Below are 17,258 nucleotides of genomic sequence, written 5' to 3' on the forward strand. Positions count from 1 at the left end.
GGATATTTTCTCATGTAATAAAATAAACCATTTAAATGACTATCTAGAGCAACTATAGTTCTACGGAGACCCTATTAATGAACATATTTTCACTTTGACATATATTCCTTTCTACATTTATATTTCCAATACCGATCTCCGGACAAAATTGAAAAGAAGCAGGATATCCTTTTTTAGGAACCTGCTTCATTTTTAAATAATTCCGAGACGCACTCAACGGGTGGAATGTATTTGGCAACACACGGGATGTTGGTGGGTTTATCAACTTTTTTAACTGCTATCGTAAGGATTGCTCCGTTTGCCTAATTTATTCGAGATATGAAAACAGGTACCTTCAGAAAGAAAGTGCGTATACTTGCTCTTCAACAAATACCCTTGTTTGTTCAATAATTAATTGTTCATTTTTTTCGAGGAATAGTTAATGTCTTCCAATCACTTGATTTTAAAATTTTTGCGACATAAATGATTTGCCCAATATGATAAGAATAGTGGTACAGTTGACGTTCAATAGCTTCAATAACTGAATGGGGTTCATTTCGAATGTAAATTGTTTCTAAGAGTTGTTCTTCTTCAATACTTTTCAATGTGTTAAAAAAGGTATTCCACCCAAATTGCCACAGTTCCATCATCTGTTCTTTGGTTTGAATATCTCTCACAAATTCATCATCACGATTTCGGTATGGTTTTTCTCCATCTGTTGTAAGGAAATCAGTCCACCGAGATACCATATTACCACTCATATGCTTTACAATAATGGCGACACTATTAGATTCTTCATTCGGAGTCCAAAATAATTCTCTTTCACTTAATTGTTCTAAAGCTTTTTCGGCGGTTATTTTTGCATTCGATAAACGTTGAATAACTGTTTTTAAATATTCACTACCTATGTTCATACATTCACCTCACCGCAATATATTCTTTTGAAATTGCAGTAAACATCCCCGTCATTGTAATAGACTTCATACAGACTTTTTCGTTTCGTCCTATTTTATGCACAATGCTTCACACCCCATAATCTGTCTATTATGACGCATGCAGGAGTATCAATGGGATAGTTTCAAAATACGTGGTTTTGTCATTCCTATCCTCGGTTATAAAGTTAGAAATTCTGTAGAAATTCCTCGTCCTTCGCACTATAGTGCTTATAACGAAACTTGTCGCACTGCCCTGTTTCTACAATAAGGAATTCAACAAAAAAGAGCATTAATCCTCCTTTGGATCAATGCCCTGTAGTTCAATAAGTAATTTCTTACCTTTCCCATTCATCTGGTACAAAAATCCATAATGCTGGAACTAAGCATTCACTATATTTATCGTTTTTCTGAAATTCTTTAATTGAATTAACAACTTTAGCGTTTATTAACTCAATCTTCTCGCAGGTGCTATTTTCATTTATTTCTTTTAAGTCATTAGATGAAATTTCTAACATTGGAATATCTGTTTCGCTAAACCAACCATCAAAAAATTCACTTTCTGGACCACCTAATCCGTGTGGACAGCCTAATTTTCGTTGTGAATCTTCTGTGCAGTGACACCACCAAGATACACCTTCCACGACAAGACTATTTTTTGTTAATTCCTCTATAAAACCATCGACAAATTCATTTTGAATTATCAGATCAATATACCCATTTCCAACAGGTTGAACTTTATATTTAATAAAAAGTAAATCAAGAACATTTTTAATAGGTTTGTACTTTGCATTTAAACCCTCTATATAATTCATTTTCTTCTCCAATCTCAGACAAGTTATTGGAATGATTATATCGCTTCTTGTTAACTAGTCGAGTAGAAGAGAGCCTTTTTACCTTACGGTAAATTGTGCTTCTCCCCCCTCTCAGAACCGTGCTTGCGCTATTAACGCACACGGCTCCTCCTAGTTATCATTTACAGAATATAGCTAATTTCTTTCCTTAATTCATAAATATTGACCCTAATTCTTGGTTTGGGAAGTGGGAACATTTGAAGGAATAGCCTGAATTTATCCCATGTAAAGGACTTTCTTTGGCTCCTTCTATTCAGCCATTTAAATAGTAAAATTTCGATTTTCTCTTTAAAGTCATTAACCGTTCGAGAATTATCTGTAATGCAGTAATAGTTGTAGTATCCTACTAGAGAACGTCTAAATCTCTCCATAATTAAATGGATATTTTTATTTCTATTAGACTTCAACCATTCCTTAGATTCTTTAAGCTTGCCTTGGACTTTCTTTCTGCTCGATTTCCGTTTTACACGAAATTTTCCTTGTTTACTTTTTCCACAATAATGAGTAAATCCAAGGAAATCGAAGGTTGCAGGTTTACCATTCCCTGTTCGTTTCGCGTTATTTTCTGCAAATCTCCCGAAGGGAATAACCTTGGTCTTATCCTCAGCTATTTCCAAGTTAAATTTCTTCAATCTCAGTTTTAATGACTCGTAGAATTGTATAGCTTCCCTTTTGTGTTGAAAACAACAAACAAAATCATCCGCATATCTTACCATGTATGCCTGTCCTTCACATTGTTTCCTAACCACTTTCTCAAACCATAAGTCGAGTACATAATGAAGGTACACATTAGCCAAGATAGGAGATATTACTCCACCTTGCGGTGTCCCCTTATCTGTTTTGTATCTCCTGCTTTCCTCCATGTAACCACCTTTGAGGAACCTACTGATTATTCTCAGGAGGTTAGGATCCGTTATTCTATGTTTCAAGAACTCCATCATCCATTTGTGGTCAACATTATCGAAGAAGCCTTTGATATCTACATCTACTACATAGCTTACTAATCTCTTTTCTATATAAAAGTTTAGTATCTTTAACGCATCATGACAGTTTCTGTTTGGCCGGAACCCAAAAGAGCAGTCTAGAAAGTCATTCTCATAAATGGCATTTAGCACTTTCGCAATACCTTTTTGTACAATTTTATCCTCATGTTCCGGTATTCCTAATGGCCTCCTCTTATTAGAGTTAAGCTTTGGAATATACATTCTTCTAACTGGAATCGGACGATAACTTTTACTTCTAAGTCTGCTTGTTAAATCCATTATGTTTTCTTCGAGACTTTCGGCGTACTGCTCTTTCGTTGTACCGTTTACACCAGTTGCCTTATTGTTTGGCAGCTCATGATGACATTGAATGAGTGATTGCACATTTAATAAATGTGCAAGAGATGTAAATTTCATCTTAGGGTCAGATTTAGCTAATTCTGCTATCCTTAGTAGTTTTGTTTCCATTTATTATCCCTACCTCTGTGTGTAGTAAATGTGTCCCTAATAAGGGCAATAACTGGTAGCTAGCCTTTCCTCCATCGGCATTACCCAACTTCATTGGTACTACGCTGCTATCCGACTCCCTACCCGGCATTTGGTTTCCTTACTTGTTATCGCTTGTACACCATACTCTTCTAATAAACAGAAGAGACCGGTAGGGTCTCCCGAGTTGCCGTATCATATCTATGTATGACGTGCCAAGGTCTCTGACTCCAGAGAGGTTTTATCTTTCTCGCCTATAACAAAAGATAAAATATTGCTTTCTACACGCAGTTAAGGCATCAGCCCTCTCGGTTTACAAACGTTTATGGAGCTCAATCCCTTCAACCATTTGGCTTTCGGCCCGCCACCTAACTGTCTACGCTTAAAGACCAAAGTTACCTTTGCCCCTCCAAGACTCGCTACGAGCGAATGGCTAGTTCTTACTCGGCGGGAATCCCACCCGCTATATGATACGACCTAGGCTCGGCCGCACAACTGCCCGTTTCTATAATAAGGAATTCAGCATAATTCCTCTTGGGTCAGAGCCCCAAGAATAAATAGAACAGAATAAGTAACGCTAATCCGAGACAAATTATCGCTGCGGTTTTTGACTGTTTTGTAATACGTTTATCATCCATATGAAGGTTTTCAATAAATGAAAGAGTGAAGTAAAAACATAAAATAGTGAGTACAATTGAAAAAATACCTAACCAACTATATATATCCAATTCCTAAATACCCCCTTGGAATCTTGCTCAACTAACTCTGTTCCTTTTGTGGAATAAGAAAAAAGAGCTGATCATACAGCCCTTGATATTGAGTAATGCCCCTGTTAGTTCATTAATGAATCCAACAGAAAAGGACATTAGTCCTTCCTGGAACGATGCCCTCGATAGTTCAATATATAAAATATTATCTCATTAGTTTCAACACTAAAGTTTTAATTAACCTAATAAAATAAAGCTTAGACCATTTCTAGCGTGCTCTTTTATCTTTAATTAGTTCAAAATCTTCATTATTTCTAATGATATTCTGTGTCGCCTCGTTATTCTTTTTTTCGTATACCGGTCGTTCTTCAAATACTTTCTGAAGACCATAGATAATCATATTAAAAGAAAGAATAGTTAAGACAAATCCGATACACGGTCCAACCACTATCCAGGGGTCTATCTGTAACTCCCTATAGGAAAGTCCAATCATTCCCGTCCACTCGTTGGATAAAGATGAAGCTACTTCCCTAGATTGCTCTCCAACTTGTGCTAAATCAATAAATTTCACTCCTCCAATCACAAAATTTAAAACGCCTAGATGGATGAGAAGCAATAAAGCTTGGTTTATTTGTTGAATAATTAAGACATACATTCTTGGCCGAAGATAGAGTAATATATGCTTTTTAAGCATCCAATACTTCGAACCGCCCAAAGTCTCAGAGGCTTTAATGAATTCATATTTTAAATAATGATTCACTTCCGCCCCTATCACAGAGGTAATTGGCAAAAAAGCAATGAACGTTAAAATCAAACACTGCTTTACTAATGCCATTGGACCTGTTTCCCCAAGGAAAGGTTGTAAGAACAGGATAGCAATCAAAACTGCCGGTACAAAACGAAAGGCCCGTGTTAGCGGCTCCACAACCCAAGCTAACCATCTATAATAAAGTCCATAAATAATTCCCCCAATCATCCCAAAGAAGATTCTAAGGACTCCAACACCCACTGCAATCAGGATGGTATATTTAGCCCCATCTATAACCATCCAGAATACATCATCGCCGAATCGATCTACACCAAAGAAATGAGAAAAGCTTGGCGAATAGGGAGGAACATCCACTAATTTCCCATCTTCATATAGCATCTTTGGAGGTTGATTTAAGTATGGTTCAATAAAGATTGGATAAGCAAAACTCACAGAAAATAAAAGGAATATAAATATTAAACCAGTCATAAACCATTTATTTTTTGAAAGGTCTTTAATCATAGTGTGTCCCCGTTCATTTTCTTAACGACTACTTTTCCCAGAACATCCAATAGGTAGAATGGAAGGAAAAGACAAGTTAGAGTGACAGCAAAAGTACCTGGTTCAAAGATAATTTCACGGACCAGTTTCATAAATCCATTCACGTTGAACAAAATCTCCAATAACAACAGATTTGATATCATTAACCAAAATAGTAATTGTAAATTTGCAAAAAGAGTCAGGACCGTATTTCGTAAAATGTGAACAAAAAAGATATATTTCTTAGAGAAACCTTTAGCATAAGCATAATTTACGTACAATTGATTTTCTTCTTCACTGACAGACAAATCAATCATCTGAAAAAGCATTACAACTGGAAGAATCGATAATGTAAGGATTGGCATTAAATAAACGTTATCAAACCCGGCAATTGGGTCTATGACTAATACACCCGTTTGTTTATAAATCCATATAGCAAATAGCTGCAAAGAAAAGATCAAGATAACATCCGGTATAGATTGGATTACAAATGCTGTCCCTCTCATTACCTTCTTCAATAAAGGCGGCAAAAAATAATGAATAAATTCAAAGCTCAGTGCAGCAATAAAAGTAAGACTTAGTCCTCCAGCTAAAATAGTTAGAGAATAAAGAAGAGGTCCGCTGATAATCTCCAATAGCGTTAGACTACCAAAACCGGAAGTCTCCACATTGATATAATCCATAAACAAGAAAGCATACCCAATGTCTTTCAATACATCCCAAAGGGCAGTCCAAAAACCAGGTTGAAAAAACAAAGTATATACTTGAGAAAAAGCAACAATAAGAATAATAGCAGTCAATGTCAGTATGAAGTCGAAGATAATGGAGAGAAAGATGCGGAGCTTCTCATTGAATATCATTTCTGCCTTACTCCATTTCAATTACTTCAAACGAAGAATTTAATTCAGAATTCTGTCCAAGTTGTCTTGTTTCCCCCTTTGTAACCATCTTAAAGATTTGGTCATATTTCACAATCCCTGAGACATCTGTGTCCTCCATATTTTCGACAAACCCTTCACTATCATCTTTGATATATTGACCTTTATCTCCAAATGTCTCTTTAATCTGTTCTTCTTGATCTTCTGGATTAAAACTTACTTGTAGCTTGTATTCCTGTTCGAGTTCAGGACGCTTCATTTCAATTGTAAAATTACCGTCTTTATCTGTGCTTACCTTTTTTTCCTCGTAAACCTTTTCCCCCTCAAGCTCAATTAGCTGTCCTTTTACAACTGCATTTTCCGGAAGACTACTCTTCCCGTATACAAATATTCCACCACTAGTTAATGTTTTCACTGCTCCGTCTAAATTCACTGTTTGTCTAGCTGGCCCACGGCTACAAGCAATTAAGCTAAGTATACACAAGACCATAATAACCGTTCTGAATCTTTTCATCTCTTCTTCCCCTTTACCAATCCAAATTTCTGATTATTCAGTATGAAATAATTATAGAACAAGTGTAAAAATATAACAATAATGGGAATATAGAGGCCTGGAGTGTTCGGCATTAAAATACCGGCTCAAAGGATTCGGATACCACTTGAATAATGAATTCATACAGTGTTTTTATTGAACTAAGCTGCCCCGTTATTTCCATAAGGAATTCAACATAAAAAGGCATTAATCCTTCTTGGATCAACACCCTGATAGTTTACAATTATTAACAACCTCTGTTAACTTATCTAAAGACTTTGATTATGTATAAAAATCATACTTTGACATCGCACAAAGTACGGAGATTATTTCGAAAAATAAATTGCCATTTGATATTATTACTCATTTATTCATAGAGTTCATTAACTGGAAGAAGTATTCAGGTTTATGAGTCTTATTTAGGCTATACCAAGAATTTAATGTTTCTTGTGCAAATACATCTAATTTTTTCAGTACCTCCATCGCAAATTCCAGTGGAGCTATTCCTGATGCAGTAACTAAATTTGCATCAGATACCACAGATGCCACCTCATAGAACTTTTCTCCTTTATAGTTAGGACATACCATTTTAGTGTATTCTAAATTATTACTTGTATGCTTTCTAGTATCTAAGTATCCCATATTCGCAAGTGCCTCAATTGCACCACAAATTGCAGCAACAATAGTGCCAATCTTTAAAGCTTGGCCAATCCTTTCCAAGATAGGTTGATGAATTTCTTCATTCCATGTAGTCCCTCCTGGTAAAATTAAAAGATCTTTACTCTCAAGAGTACATTCATCAAGGGAAATATCTGGTTTTATGCTCAGTCCTCCCATAGTAGTAATCATTTCTTTATTAGCTCCTACTGTAATTACTTTTAAAGGTAATAAATCTTTTTTAAAATATCTTCCTGAGTTTAGTTCAGCAATTAAATATCCATATTCCCAGTCCGACATTGTATTAAATACATATAGAAAAACATTTTTTGTTTGCACTAATAACACTCCAATCTTAAATTTTTTTGCACAACAAAAACAACACCTTCAAAAGAACATACGTTCCCTTAAAATGATTTTATACCATATTTAACCAAGAGTCTATTTCTTATTTCACTAGAATAGCCAAAAGAATAACTCGATATCGGTCTTGTATCTAAGATATAGCCCTCTGTTGCTTACATACACTATTCACATAGCAGAATATATTTTATTAAAACTCTTCCTTATTTGATAGTTCCACCCAAAAAGGATAAAGGATAACTGACAATGGAACGAAACTTGTCGAGATAAATATAAAAGCAAATGAAGAGCCAAAAAAGAGACTCCAAAACGTTATTACGCTCATTGCTATAAATGTAATCAAAAAGTTTTTTTCTCTTGTACTCTTAGTGGTATATTGTTTGTTCTCGCAATATGGGCAAATCATACCTGTATCCAGAGTGAAAGATATTCTTAGCGTTTGATTCCAACCCCATTTTTGATCACAATTTTGACAAGTTGGCATTTTATCAATCCCCTCTTTACTTTTGCTCATCATAAATAATAAGTTCAACATAAAGAGACATAATCCTTTTTTCGCTAAACTGCCCGTTTCTACAAAAAGGAGTTCTACTGAAAAGGCCCTTAATCCTTCTGGATCAATAAACTTATTAGCTGAATGCACATTTCTGTCTCAACTCTATAACTACTACTATACTGACTCTTCAAGTTAGTTATTCTTTACTTGTTTCCTATTATCCTTCTTAAGCTAACCTGCCCTTTGTTGAAGAAGAATCACCTGTTAACCCAATTTTTCTTTAGACGTTTATAAATGAAAAAAACAACTAAAATGCCTACTAACAGAGATATAAAAACTTTAAGATTTTCTTGTGGTTCTTCAAAGAACGTTCCTTCGTATTCATATTTCTTTTTTCTTTCGGCTTTCACATAGTTTCCATTAACTTCTTCTATGGCGATGGCAACCTCTGTATCAACCCCTTTAATGGCATAGTATCTAGTGCCTTTTTCGTAAGCATTAGAGAAATTCCCTGAATACTGTTCCATATCGGAATACTTGGTGACTTGACCAATTTCACCCCCAATGTCGGTTACACGCTCTTCTGTGACTGCATAGATGTACCCGTCCCACACGACAAAGGCATATGACCAAGATGTTGCTGTTACCATTGTTGGTAAAAAGGAGAGGTATGCCAATGCAAGTGCAATCAAGAGATAATGTTGATTTTTCAATTTAATTCCCCCTTTTACAGAATGGGCTCAATTATTTGTATAAGTTATATACTTCTTCCCTATATTCTCGGACTATACGTTACCCTTCTTCTGTCTCTACTTTGATAATTTCATCTGGATTTTCGTCCAAATACTTAACCAATTCATCTACTGAAGGGATAGTATCCCCACTGCGTAAATGTTCCTCTGATAAAAATTTAATTATTGAAGAAATCATTGAATACTCTAATTCCACTTTAATTCTTCCATCATCATCACATTCAAAACTAGTCAAGACCTGACAAAATTGTGGTTCAATGTTTCCGATACTACAGTCATCATCAATGAAATCTTCTGTAGCATAGGCAGTACCTTCACCATTCACTCTGCAAATATACATTTTCCCTTCTTTTTTTCTGTACCATTTTCTTAATTCTGCTTTATCTGTATTAATCACCTTTATTACAAAGAATTGTTCCATTTTACCCTCCTATTACCGCACCGTATTAATCTACTATGTATTAAGAATGATGACTTAATTCTACAACTAAACTCCCTCAATAAACATAGTGGAATCTCTCGATTTCTCCTGTTTTCTTAGATTTTCATCATCGTTTGATATCAATAGACTATCTTCCTATATGGTTGAAGCTATCTCATAAGGGGATTTTTGGACATCTTGAGGAAAAAGACTCATAACCACCTAACCAACCCTATACAGAAATTGGATAATGATTGTTTTATGATCGCACTTAAGGATGTCCACATGTCTCATGGAGGTCAACCCTCCCATGTCTCAAAGTCTTCGCTCTCAAATTCCTTCTTCCAACCTTTCCATGAGGTGGATGTCAGTTATGCTGCCCCACAGGGTCCATGCCCGAAGTTTAGTTGCGTGACTGACTAATCCGTGCTTCAATTGTCCAACAGCCTTAGATATCATCACGACTCTTCTATCCTATCTAAACAAGAGTTAGGCGACTGCCTCAGTTTTATGATAGCCCGCCATATGAGGGATATCCCTTAACATCTTTTCTTCCTGAAATTCAAATGGTTTTTGCCGATGGCAAATAAAATCCGAATAAGTTTATTACACAAAGCAATGATGGCATGCATTTTTTCAAAGGATTGTCAGATCACTGCGTATAATAAGTATGAAGTGCCTTGAAGGCCGAATTCTTCGCAACGAGTATCATACAAACCCTAAATAATAAAGCTCTCAGTTTCTTTCTTCCACGCTTCGTTATCCTCGTTTGTCCCTTGTGTTTGCCAGATGTATTTTCTTTTAAACTTAGACCAGCGAGTTTCATGATTTGCCTAGGATGGGAGTACTCATTTAGATCCCCGACTTCCGCAAAGAAACCTGCGACAGTATCTCTACCAATCACTTTAATGGCTATCATTTGTGGTACACCTGGTATCTGGTCAATCAGGCCATCCATTCTGGCATCTAATTCTTCGAGTTTAGATTGAAGAAACTCATATTTTTCAATTAATGTGGCCAGCTCTAATTTCGCCATATCTGACCTTGGCTCTCTCGCATCTTTCATGTGATTCTTTGTTGGTGAGTTATCATCTAATTCTTTAGTTTTCTTTACGTACAGTGGATTAACGGCCAAAAATTTAATGCCTTTTTCCTTTAGAATATGAGCTAAGTTAAACCAATAATGCCCTGTCGGTTCCATCCCGACAATGACTTGATGCATCTCATGTTTCTGTTTAAGTTGATAGATCCAATCTAGAAAATATTGAAATTTTTCTTTTGTATTTTCAAAATAACAAGGTGATCCAAACTCAATTCCTCTAAAGTTTTGAGCTCTGGCAACGTGTTTGAATTTTGCGATATCTACACCGATAATAAGTGTTTCAGGCGTGATTTGAGCAATCTTCCTATTTTGGTTATAATTCATGATGGACCTCCTGATTTTGATTGTTTTGTCCCTTAAGCTGGCCAGCATTTAGGACACTTTCATCGTATCAAGAGGTCTTTTTATGCTCAAATCTCATTTTCATTCATTACAGGAATGCTGCCTCGTTTCTACAATAAAGAATTCAACATAAAAGAGCATTTATCATTTTGAAATAATGAGAATGCTCATTTTTTGTTTGATTAGTAATATGAGATGACTCATCCCTCTTATAAATCCTCTTATAATTAACTGTCCTAAGATATAAACAACCGAAACGAATATAATGGCAAAGTCTCTTGTAACAGGTTTAAACCAAGATACATCATTAACGATAAAAAAATAGCCAAGCAGCAGGGAAATAACTGTTATTATAAAATTAACTCCAAAAAACAAAGGTAATTTTATGTTTCTCGATGTTACGCCTACTACAATTATGAATATTATAAATACTGGAAATAACAAAGCGGAATCATATCCCTTAAGATGACAGTAGTTATATTCGTAAAAATGGAATAAGAATGGAACTGGAATTAGTGATAAAATGATTTTAATAAATTTCATCTTATATATGCCCCCATATTTTTAAGTATTACTACTTTTTCAACTCCCTCAGTTTAATATGATTTTCTCACGAATGCTCGCTAATTCGCAGGATTTCAATCCCATTGAATTTAGTTTCATGACTTGGTGGAGTGAACTAAGGACGTTTTGGCTACGTGAAGGCATAGTTAAATAAAGGAGCGGATTCTCTTCTCCATATTCTACCATATAATGTACATCTCCACGCCGCCCCTGGAGGCTTTCCCTCCCATGTCTCAACGGGTCATTTGCCCTATCATTCCTTCGTCATGCCTATCCAAGGGGTGGAGGCCAGTTATGCTAACCTGATGGGTCAGTGCCCTTTTGTTGAAGAAACCTGGTACTCCGTACATATTTGAAATCCTGCGAATAAGCCAACACTCGCTCTTAGAGTCTCTTAGAGAATGGTGTAAAAAGTATATCTACGCTGCCAACACCGTTAAGGGTTGAACTTTCTTGGCACAATACTGTTCGTTTTTACGTGCTATTCCTACGAATATTCTTGCTAACTTTCCAATTAACTTCATAATCGATTTCATCTTTTTCATCTTTTTGACTTTGACGTTATTGGCATGGATGGCTTGAAATTCAGGGTTGTTCATCACCAGACTCATTGTTGCCAAGTAAAGAAAACGCCTAAGTCTTGATCGCCCACGCTTGGAAATGATAATTTGCCCTTTCCACTTACCGGAACTAGCTTCAGCTAGATGCAGTCCTGCGTGCCTAAGTAGTGAATTACCGTGTGAAAACCCGCTTAAATCCCCTGCTTCCCCCAAAATGCCCGCTAACGAAATTTCACTAATTCCCTTGATCATAAGCAGTTTTCTTGCGAATGGGATTTTAGCAAGTTCAGCCTTGACGGCCAGCTCAACTCCCTCAGTTTAATATGATTTTCTCACGAATGCTCGCTAATTCGCAGGATTTCAATCCCATTGAATTTAGTTTCATGACTTGGTGGAGTGAACTAAGGACGTTTTGGCTACGTGAAGGCATAGTTAAATAAAGGAGCGGATTCTCTTCTCCATATTCTACCATATAATGTACATCTCCACGCCGCCCCTGGAGGCTTTCCCTCCCATGTCTCAACGGGTCATTTGCCCTATCATTCCTTCGTCATGCCTATCCAAGGGGTGGAGGCCAGTTATGCTAACCTGATGGGTCAGTGCCCTTTTGTTGAAGAAACCTGGTACTCCGTACATATTTGAAATCCTGCGAATAAGCCAACACTCGCTCTTAGAGTCTCTTAGAGAATGGTGTAAAAAGTATATCTACGCTGCCAACACCGTTAAGGGTTGAACTTTCTTGGCACAATACTGTTCGTTTTTACGTGCTATTCCTACGAATATTCTTGCTAACTTTCCAATTAACTTCATAATCGATTTCATCTTTTTCATCTTTTTGACTTTGACGTTATTGGCATGGATGGCTTGAAATTCAGGGTTGTTCATCACCAGACTCATTGTTGCCAAGTAAAGAAAACGCCTAAGTCTTGATCGCCCACGCTTGGAAATGATAATTTGCCCTTTCCACTTACCGGAACTAGCTTCAGCTAGATGCAGTCCTGCGTGCCTAAGTAGTGAATTACCGTGTGAAAACCCGCTTAAATCCCCTGCTTCCCCCAAAATGCCCGCTAACGAAATTTCACTAATTCCCTTGATCATAAGCAGTTTTCTTGCGAATGGGATTTTAGCAAGTTCAGCCTTGACGGCCAGCTCAACTCTTTCTAATTGTTGAACCGCAAGGTCATACTCTTCGAGTAATTGCTCTAAATGAAATTTGTATGCCTCCATTGCTTGTCTCGTACCAACCGACTTTCTGGCTACTTGGAGAAGTAAATAAGCCTTCTTTAACCCAGGCTGCCTCTTCATGACTGACCTCCAACCAGTTACTACTTCTTCTGGCACCATGGAACCCAGTTCCATTGGAGAAGGGAATAGCCTTAGTGTAGCGATTGCCCCTTTAGCAGTGATGTCTTTAAACACTTGCCTTAGTTCTGGAAAAACAATGTCCACCCAACGATTTAATTGATTAATAGAACTTACAAGTCTTTTAACAATTACATCCCGGTTAGACATGAGGACCCTAAGTTTCTCAAACGACTCAGAAGTGTTCCTGACAAATGAATAGTAACCGTTCTTCACCATATCAGCTATTACCAGGGCGTCTTTTTTATCACTTTTTGATTGAGTATTATCGCGGTTTTCTTTGTTTCTTTTAACTAAGTGCGGATTTACTGTTACTACCTCAATATCTTGTTTTATCAGCCATTTTGAAAGGTTCATCCAGTAATGTCCCGTAGGTTCCATTCCCACTATGGATACCTCAAGTTTATGTATTCTTTTAAGCTTGATTATCCAGTTTAATAGATTTAGAAATCCATCTTCATTATTTTCAAATATAAGAGGATCTCCTACAACTATTCCCCGAAAATTAACAGCTCTTGCGACATGTAACTGTTGGGCGATATCCACACCAACAACTAAATGTTTATCAGAAATTCTTTCAATCAATTGATTTTGTTTGTCCTGCATTTTAAACTTCATAGTAAGGGTTCCTCCTAAAGGTTGAGTTAGAGTCGTGTCTTACTCATATCTTACTGAGGAGCCCTATTTTTATCAAAGCTCAAATTTAGTGATCTACAGGAATGCTAACCTGCTCTTTACTTCAATAAGAAGTTCAACATAAAAAGGCATTAATCCTTCTTAGATTAATGCCCTTACTTGTATCAGAAAAATTTTTTATATAACTCACGTCGTAGTGCCCCACCAATAAGCGTAAATTTTAGTCATTTCGCTCTTCTCGTGGACTTTTTTTTGCAAAATCTTTCTTCCACTTCCAGAATTAATGATGTAACCCTCAAAAGTTAGAGTTATGATTAAGCTGCTAGTTGAATGGTATGAAGACAGAATTCAAACGGACTCATGCCAGCCAATTTTTGCTTTATGGGTTTGGTATTGTAGTAGGTAATGTAGATTCCAATCTTATTTTTCAATTCCTCATAAGTGTATAGAGTTTCCCCATAATACATTTCCTCTTTCAGTAGGCCGAAGAAGTTTTCCATCGGTGAATTGTCTAGGCAGTCCCCCTTACGGGACATGCTCTGGAACACGTTGTTTTCCATAAGTGTTTTAACCCAATTATTATGCTGATAATGCCATCCTTGATCAGAGTAAATGTGTACGGTTAGGTGTATCCTTCACAATTTTCAGGGTTTCTTGAATCACCAGATTTAGAGTTGGGCGTGTATGGATTCCATATGAAATGATTTCACCATTATACAAATCCATGATGGGACTCAAATATAATTTGGTACCATTCAAACACTTGAAATCGGTGATATCGGTGGTCAATTTCCGATGACACCTATCCGTATAGAAACGACGTCGAACCAGGTTCTTCGCAATCGTCCAGATATATCCTTTATAAGTGCTGTATCGACGCGACTTTCGCATGAATTTACTTCCCTTGATTCCAAGTTTCCTCATGATGCGCTGGACCTTCTTGTGATTCACGAGAATCCCTTGGTTCTTCAACTCTAGCTGGATTCGACGATAGCCATAGTTTCCGTCGTGTACATTAAAAATCGATTGAATAGTTCCCTCAAGTTCCACATCGCGATGAGCTCCCTTTAGTTTGTTTACATGATAGTGATAGGAGGATTCGGGAATGCCTACTACCTGTAGAACATCTTTTAATTGGAATCTTTCTTTGAGTTCGAATGATAAGGCTGCTTGTGCTTTTCGAGATAGCCTTCCGGATCCATCTGAAAACGCGTAACTTTTTTAGGCACTCTACCTCTAGTCGGAGAAGTTCGTTTTCCCGTTCCAGTTCCTGTTCCCGTGTGGGCTCGCTATTCGGTTTCCGCGGTTTGCTCTTCTTATTTTTCGCTTTATCAGACATAGATGGACGACCTTTCGGTCTTTCCAGGGCTTCAGTGCCAAAAGTGATGATGGGTGGATTTGTCAATCCGAACTCTAAGGCGGTTTCCGTCACTGAGGCGCCTGTCCTTTTCATAAAGCTTAGTACATCCAGCTTGAATTGATCAGAATAAACTTCCTTGTTTTTCTTTGGAGATAGGCCTTCCAAACCAAATTTCTTGAATGCGGCCACCCAATGTTGAAGCTGTGTTTTAGATTTAATCCCATATTTATGTGCCAGTAATGCGTATTCTAATGTTCCAGAAAGATACTCCTGCACAATCATGTACTTAAAGGCCTCACTGTATTTAGCCATAATAAAACACCCCAAAAGTTAGATTTTGACACTAACTTTTGGGGTCACTTAATTATGCAGACAGCCGTTTTTTATTTTGCCAATAAATAATCGACTAACTTCGTTTTGGGTTTACCAAATATCTCTTCTTCCAGTCTCCTGCCTGTTGGTGTAGCAGCAAGTCCGCCTTCCGCAGTTTCACGTAAAGCAGATGGCATCGTTTTACCGATTTCATACATGGCACTGATTACCTCATCACATGGAATACGGCTTGTCACACCTGCCAATGCCATGTCAGCAGCTGTGATGGCATTGGAAGCTCCCATGGCATTCCGTTTGACACAAGGAACTTCGACCAACCCTGCAACGGGATCGCACACCAATCCAAGCATATTTTTCATGGTAATAGCGAATGCCTCTGAGGATTGTTGAGGTGATCCCCCTGCCATCTCAACGATGGCAGCTGCAGCCATCGCACTGGCAGAACCCACCTCTGCCTGACATCCCCCTGCAGCGCCTGAGATGGAAGCATTATTCGCTACTACATTTCCGAATGCCGCTGTTGTGAATAGGAATTCAATCATCTCCATTCGAGTGGGATTAAGTTTTTCTTTTACAGCAAATAAAGTTCCTGGAACAACACCAGCCGAACCTGCTGTAGGTGTCGCACAGATGACCCCCATCGCTGCATTTACTTCATTCGTTGCCACAGCTTTACTGACGGCATCTAATAACAGATTTCCGGATAATGATTTTCCTGATTGTATATATTGTTGTATTAATACAGCATCTCCCCCGGTTAATCCTGAATGAGATTTAACCCCATTAAGACCTCTCTCCACCGCTTGTTCCATAACGGTCAGATTTCGATCCATTTGAGCGATAATCTCTTCTCTTGATCGTTCAGTCACCTTTATTTCCTGCCGAATCATAATCTCGGCAATCTTAACCTTATTGGATTGTGCCAGCTCGACAAGCTCGGCCACATTTCGAAACATATCTGCAATTCCTCCTATTGTCTCTATTTAATTCTCCATACGGATGACTTGATTTACATCAGGTAGGGCGCTGATTTCTTCCATAACATCATGTTCGAGTTTTTGATCCATTTCAATCACCATTATCGCGGTGTCTCCACGCTCTTTACGAGAAACTTCCATATGGCTGATGTTAATCTTATATTTTGCTAATACGCTTGTAACGGAGGAAATCATCCCAAATAGGTCCCTATGAATAACCAGGATAGCCGGCTGTCCACCCGTAAGTTTTAATTTAAATGAGTTAATTTCCGTAATTTCAATGGTTCCGCCACCAATAGAGATGCCGACTATTTCCAACCTTTTATCTCCATCATCAAACAGATTGATTTTCACCGTATTGGGATGATCAACTACAGCTTCTTCAACCAAAAATTCTACTTCCATCTCGGCCAGTTTCGCCCATTTATAAACATCAGGGATACGTTCATCAAAGGTATCAAAGTCTAGCAGACCAGCAATTAACGCTAAGTCAGTTCCGTGGCCCTTGTATGTTTTAGCGAAAGAACCATACAGTGAAATAACTGCTCTCTTCGGTTGTTTGCCAAAAATAGTCCTGGCAGTTCGTCCAATCTTTGCGGCACCTGCTGTATGTGAACTCGATGGTCCTATCATAACCGGGCCAATTATATCAAATGCTGAGCGATACTTCATTGTTTTATACTCCTCTACAACT

At 37.5% G+C, this 17,258-nt stretch carries 16 protein-coding genes and 3 pseudogenes; all 19 read right to left on the reverse strand.

All coding sequences use genetic code 11. The annotated features are described in order from the left end of the window. Positions 1 to 398: 398 nt before the first annotated feature. Positions 399 to 893, reverse strand: coding sequence for a DUF1572 family protein (locus tag ACY8DX_RS11935; protein WP_462405228.1), 495 nt, complete (start codon positions 891 to 893; stop codon positions 399 to 401). A gap of 356 nt (positions 894 to 1,249) precedes the next feature. Then, on the reverse strand, positions 1,250 to 1,726 hold the full coding sequence (locus ACY8DX_RS11940) for a hypothetical protein (protein ID WP_462405229.1): 477 nt from the start codon (positions 1,724 to 1,726) through the stop codon (positions 1,250 to 1,252). Between the two features lie 161 nt (positions 1,727 to 1,887). After that, positions 1,888 to 3,216, reverse strand: a complete 1,329-nt coding sequence (gene ltrA, locus ACY8DX_RS11945; protein WP_462405230.1) for a group II intron reverse transcriptase/maturase — start codon at positions 3,214 to 3,216, stop codon at positions 1,888 to 1,890. A gap of 993 nt (positions 3,217 to 4,209) precedes the next feature. Continuing rightward, entirely contained in the window at positions 4,210 to 5,211 is a 1,002-nt protein-coding gene (locus ACY8DX_RS11950; RefSeq protein ID WP_462405231.1) for an ABC transporter permease, read from the reverse strand. Next, complete coding sequence (locus ACY8DX_RS11955) at positions 5,208 to 6,089, reverse strand: ABC transporter permease subunit (RefSeq protein ID WP_462405232.1); 882 nt, start codon at positions 6,087 to 6,089, stop codon at positions 5,208 to 5,210. Before ACY8DX_RS11955 ends, ACY8DX_RS11950 begins: the two co-directional genes overlap by 4 nt. A gap of 7 nt (positions 6,090 to 6,096) precedes the next feature. After that, complete coding sequence (locus ACY8DX_RS11960) at positions 6,097 to 6,621, reverse strand: hypothetical protein (RefSeq protein WP_462405233.1); 525 nt, start codon at positions 6,619 to 6,621, stop codon at positions 6,097 to 6,099. A 381-nt stretch (positions 6,622 to 7,002) separates the two neighbouring features. Beyond that, positions 7,003 to 7,635: a type 1 glutamine amidotransferase family protein gene (locus ACY8DX_RS11965; RefSeq protein WP_462405234.1), complete on the reverse strand. Its 633-nt coding sequence runs from the start codon at positions 7,633 to 7,635 to the stop codon at positions 7,003 to 7,005. A 214-nt stretch (positions 7,636 to 7,849) separates the two neighbouring features. Further along, complete coding sequence (locus ACY8DX_RS11970; RefSeq protein ID WP_462405235.1) at positions 7,850 to 8,302, reverse strand: TIGR04104 family putative zinc finger protein; 453 nt, start codon at positions 8,300 to 8,302, stop codon at positions 7,850 to 7,852. A 110-nt stretch (positions 8,303 to 8,412) separates the two neighbouring features. Then, complete coding sequence (locus ACY8DX_RS11975; protein ID WP_462405236.1) at positions 8,413 to 8,868, reverse strand: hypothetical protein; 456 nt, start codon at positions 8,866 to 8,868, stop codon at positions 8,413 to 8,415. 79 nt (positions 8,869 to 8,947) lie between these two features. Beyond that, on the reverse strand, positions 8,948 to 9,328 hold the full coding sequence (locus ACY8DX_RS11980; RefSeq protein ID WP_462405237.1) for a hypothetical protein: 381 nt from the start codon (positions 9,326 to 9,328) through the stop codon (positions 8,948 to 8,950). 489 nt (positions 9,329 to 9,817) lie between these two features. Continuing rightward, positions 9,818 to 10,754, reverse strand: a pseudogene (locus ACY8DX_RS11985) (IS110 family transposase). A 162-nt stretch (positions 10,755 to 10,916) separates the two neighbouring features. Next, the gene (locus ACY8DX_RS11990) at positions 10,917 to 11,315 is read right to left on the reverse strand and encodes a hypothetical protein (RefSeq protein ID WP_462405238.1); all 399 of its coding nucleotides are present in this window, start codon (positions 11,313 to 11,315) and stop codon (positions 10,917 to 10,919) included. A 440-nt stretch (positions 11,316 to 11,755) separates the two neighbouring features. Next, positions 11,756 to 12,211, reverse strand: a pseudogene (locus ACY8DX_RS11995) (IS110 family transposase); the annotation flags it as partial. A gap of 390 nt (positions 12,212 to 12,601) precedes the next feature. Then, on the reverse strand, positions 12,602 to 13,876 hold the full coding sequence (locus ACY8DX_RS12000) for an IS110 family RNA-guided transposase (protein ID WP_462405239.1): 1,275 nt from the start codon (positions 13,874 to 13,876) through the stop codon (positions 12,602 to 12,604). Between the two features lie 332 nt (positions 13,877 to 14,208). Beyond that, positions 14,209 to 14,454, reverse strand: coding sequence for an IS3 family transposase (locus ACY8DX_RS12005; RefSeq protein WP_462405240.1), 246 nt, complete (start codon positions 14,452 to 14,454; stop codon positions 14,209 to 14,211). Positions 14,455 to 14,497: 43 nt separating this feature from the next. Beyond that, positions 14,498 to 15,016, reverse strand: a pseudogene (locus ACY8DX_RS12010) (IS3 family transposase); the annotation flags it as partial. Continuing rightward, complete coding sequence (locus ACY8DX_RS12015; RefSeq protein ID WP_462405241.1) at positions 14,934 to 15,566, reverse strand: transposase; 633 nt, start codon at positions 15,564 to 15,566, stop codon at positions 14,934 to 14,936. The gene ACY8DX_RS12015 and the pseudogene ACY8DX_RS12010, both read right to left, overlap by 83 nt. 71 nt (positions 15,567 to 15,637) lie before the next feature. After that, positions 15,638 to 16,543: an L-serine ammonia-lyase, iron-sulfur-dependent, subunit alpha gene (sdaAA, locus tag ACY8DX_RS12020; RefSeq protein WP_462405242.1), complete on the reverse strand. Its 906-nt coding sequence runs from the start codon at positions 16,541 to 16,543 to the stop codon at positions 15,638 to 15,640. A gap of 27 nt (positions 16,544 to 16,570) precedes the next feature. After that, on the reverse strand, positions 16,571 to 17,236 hold the full coding sequence (gene sdaAB, locus ACY8DX_RS12025; protein WP_462405243.1) for an L-serine ammonia-lyase, iron-sulfur-dependent subunit beta: 666 nt from the start codon (positions 17,234 to 17,236) through the stop codon (positions 16,571 to 16,573). Positions 17,237 to 17,258: the final 22 nt, after the last annotated feature.

This window comes from Gracilibacillus sp. Marseille-QA3620, assembly GCF_054950035.1.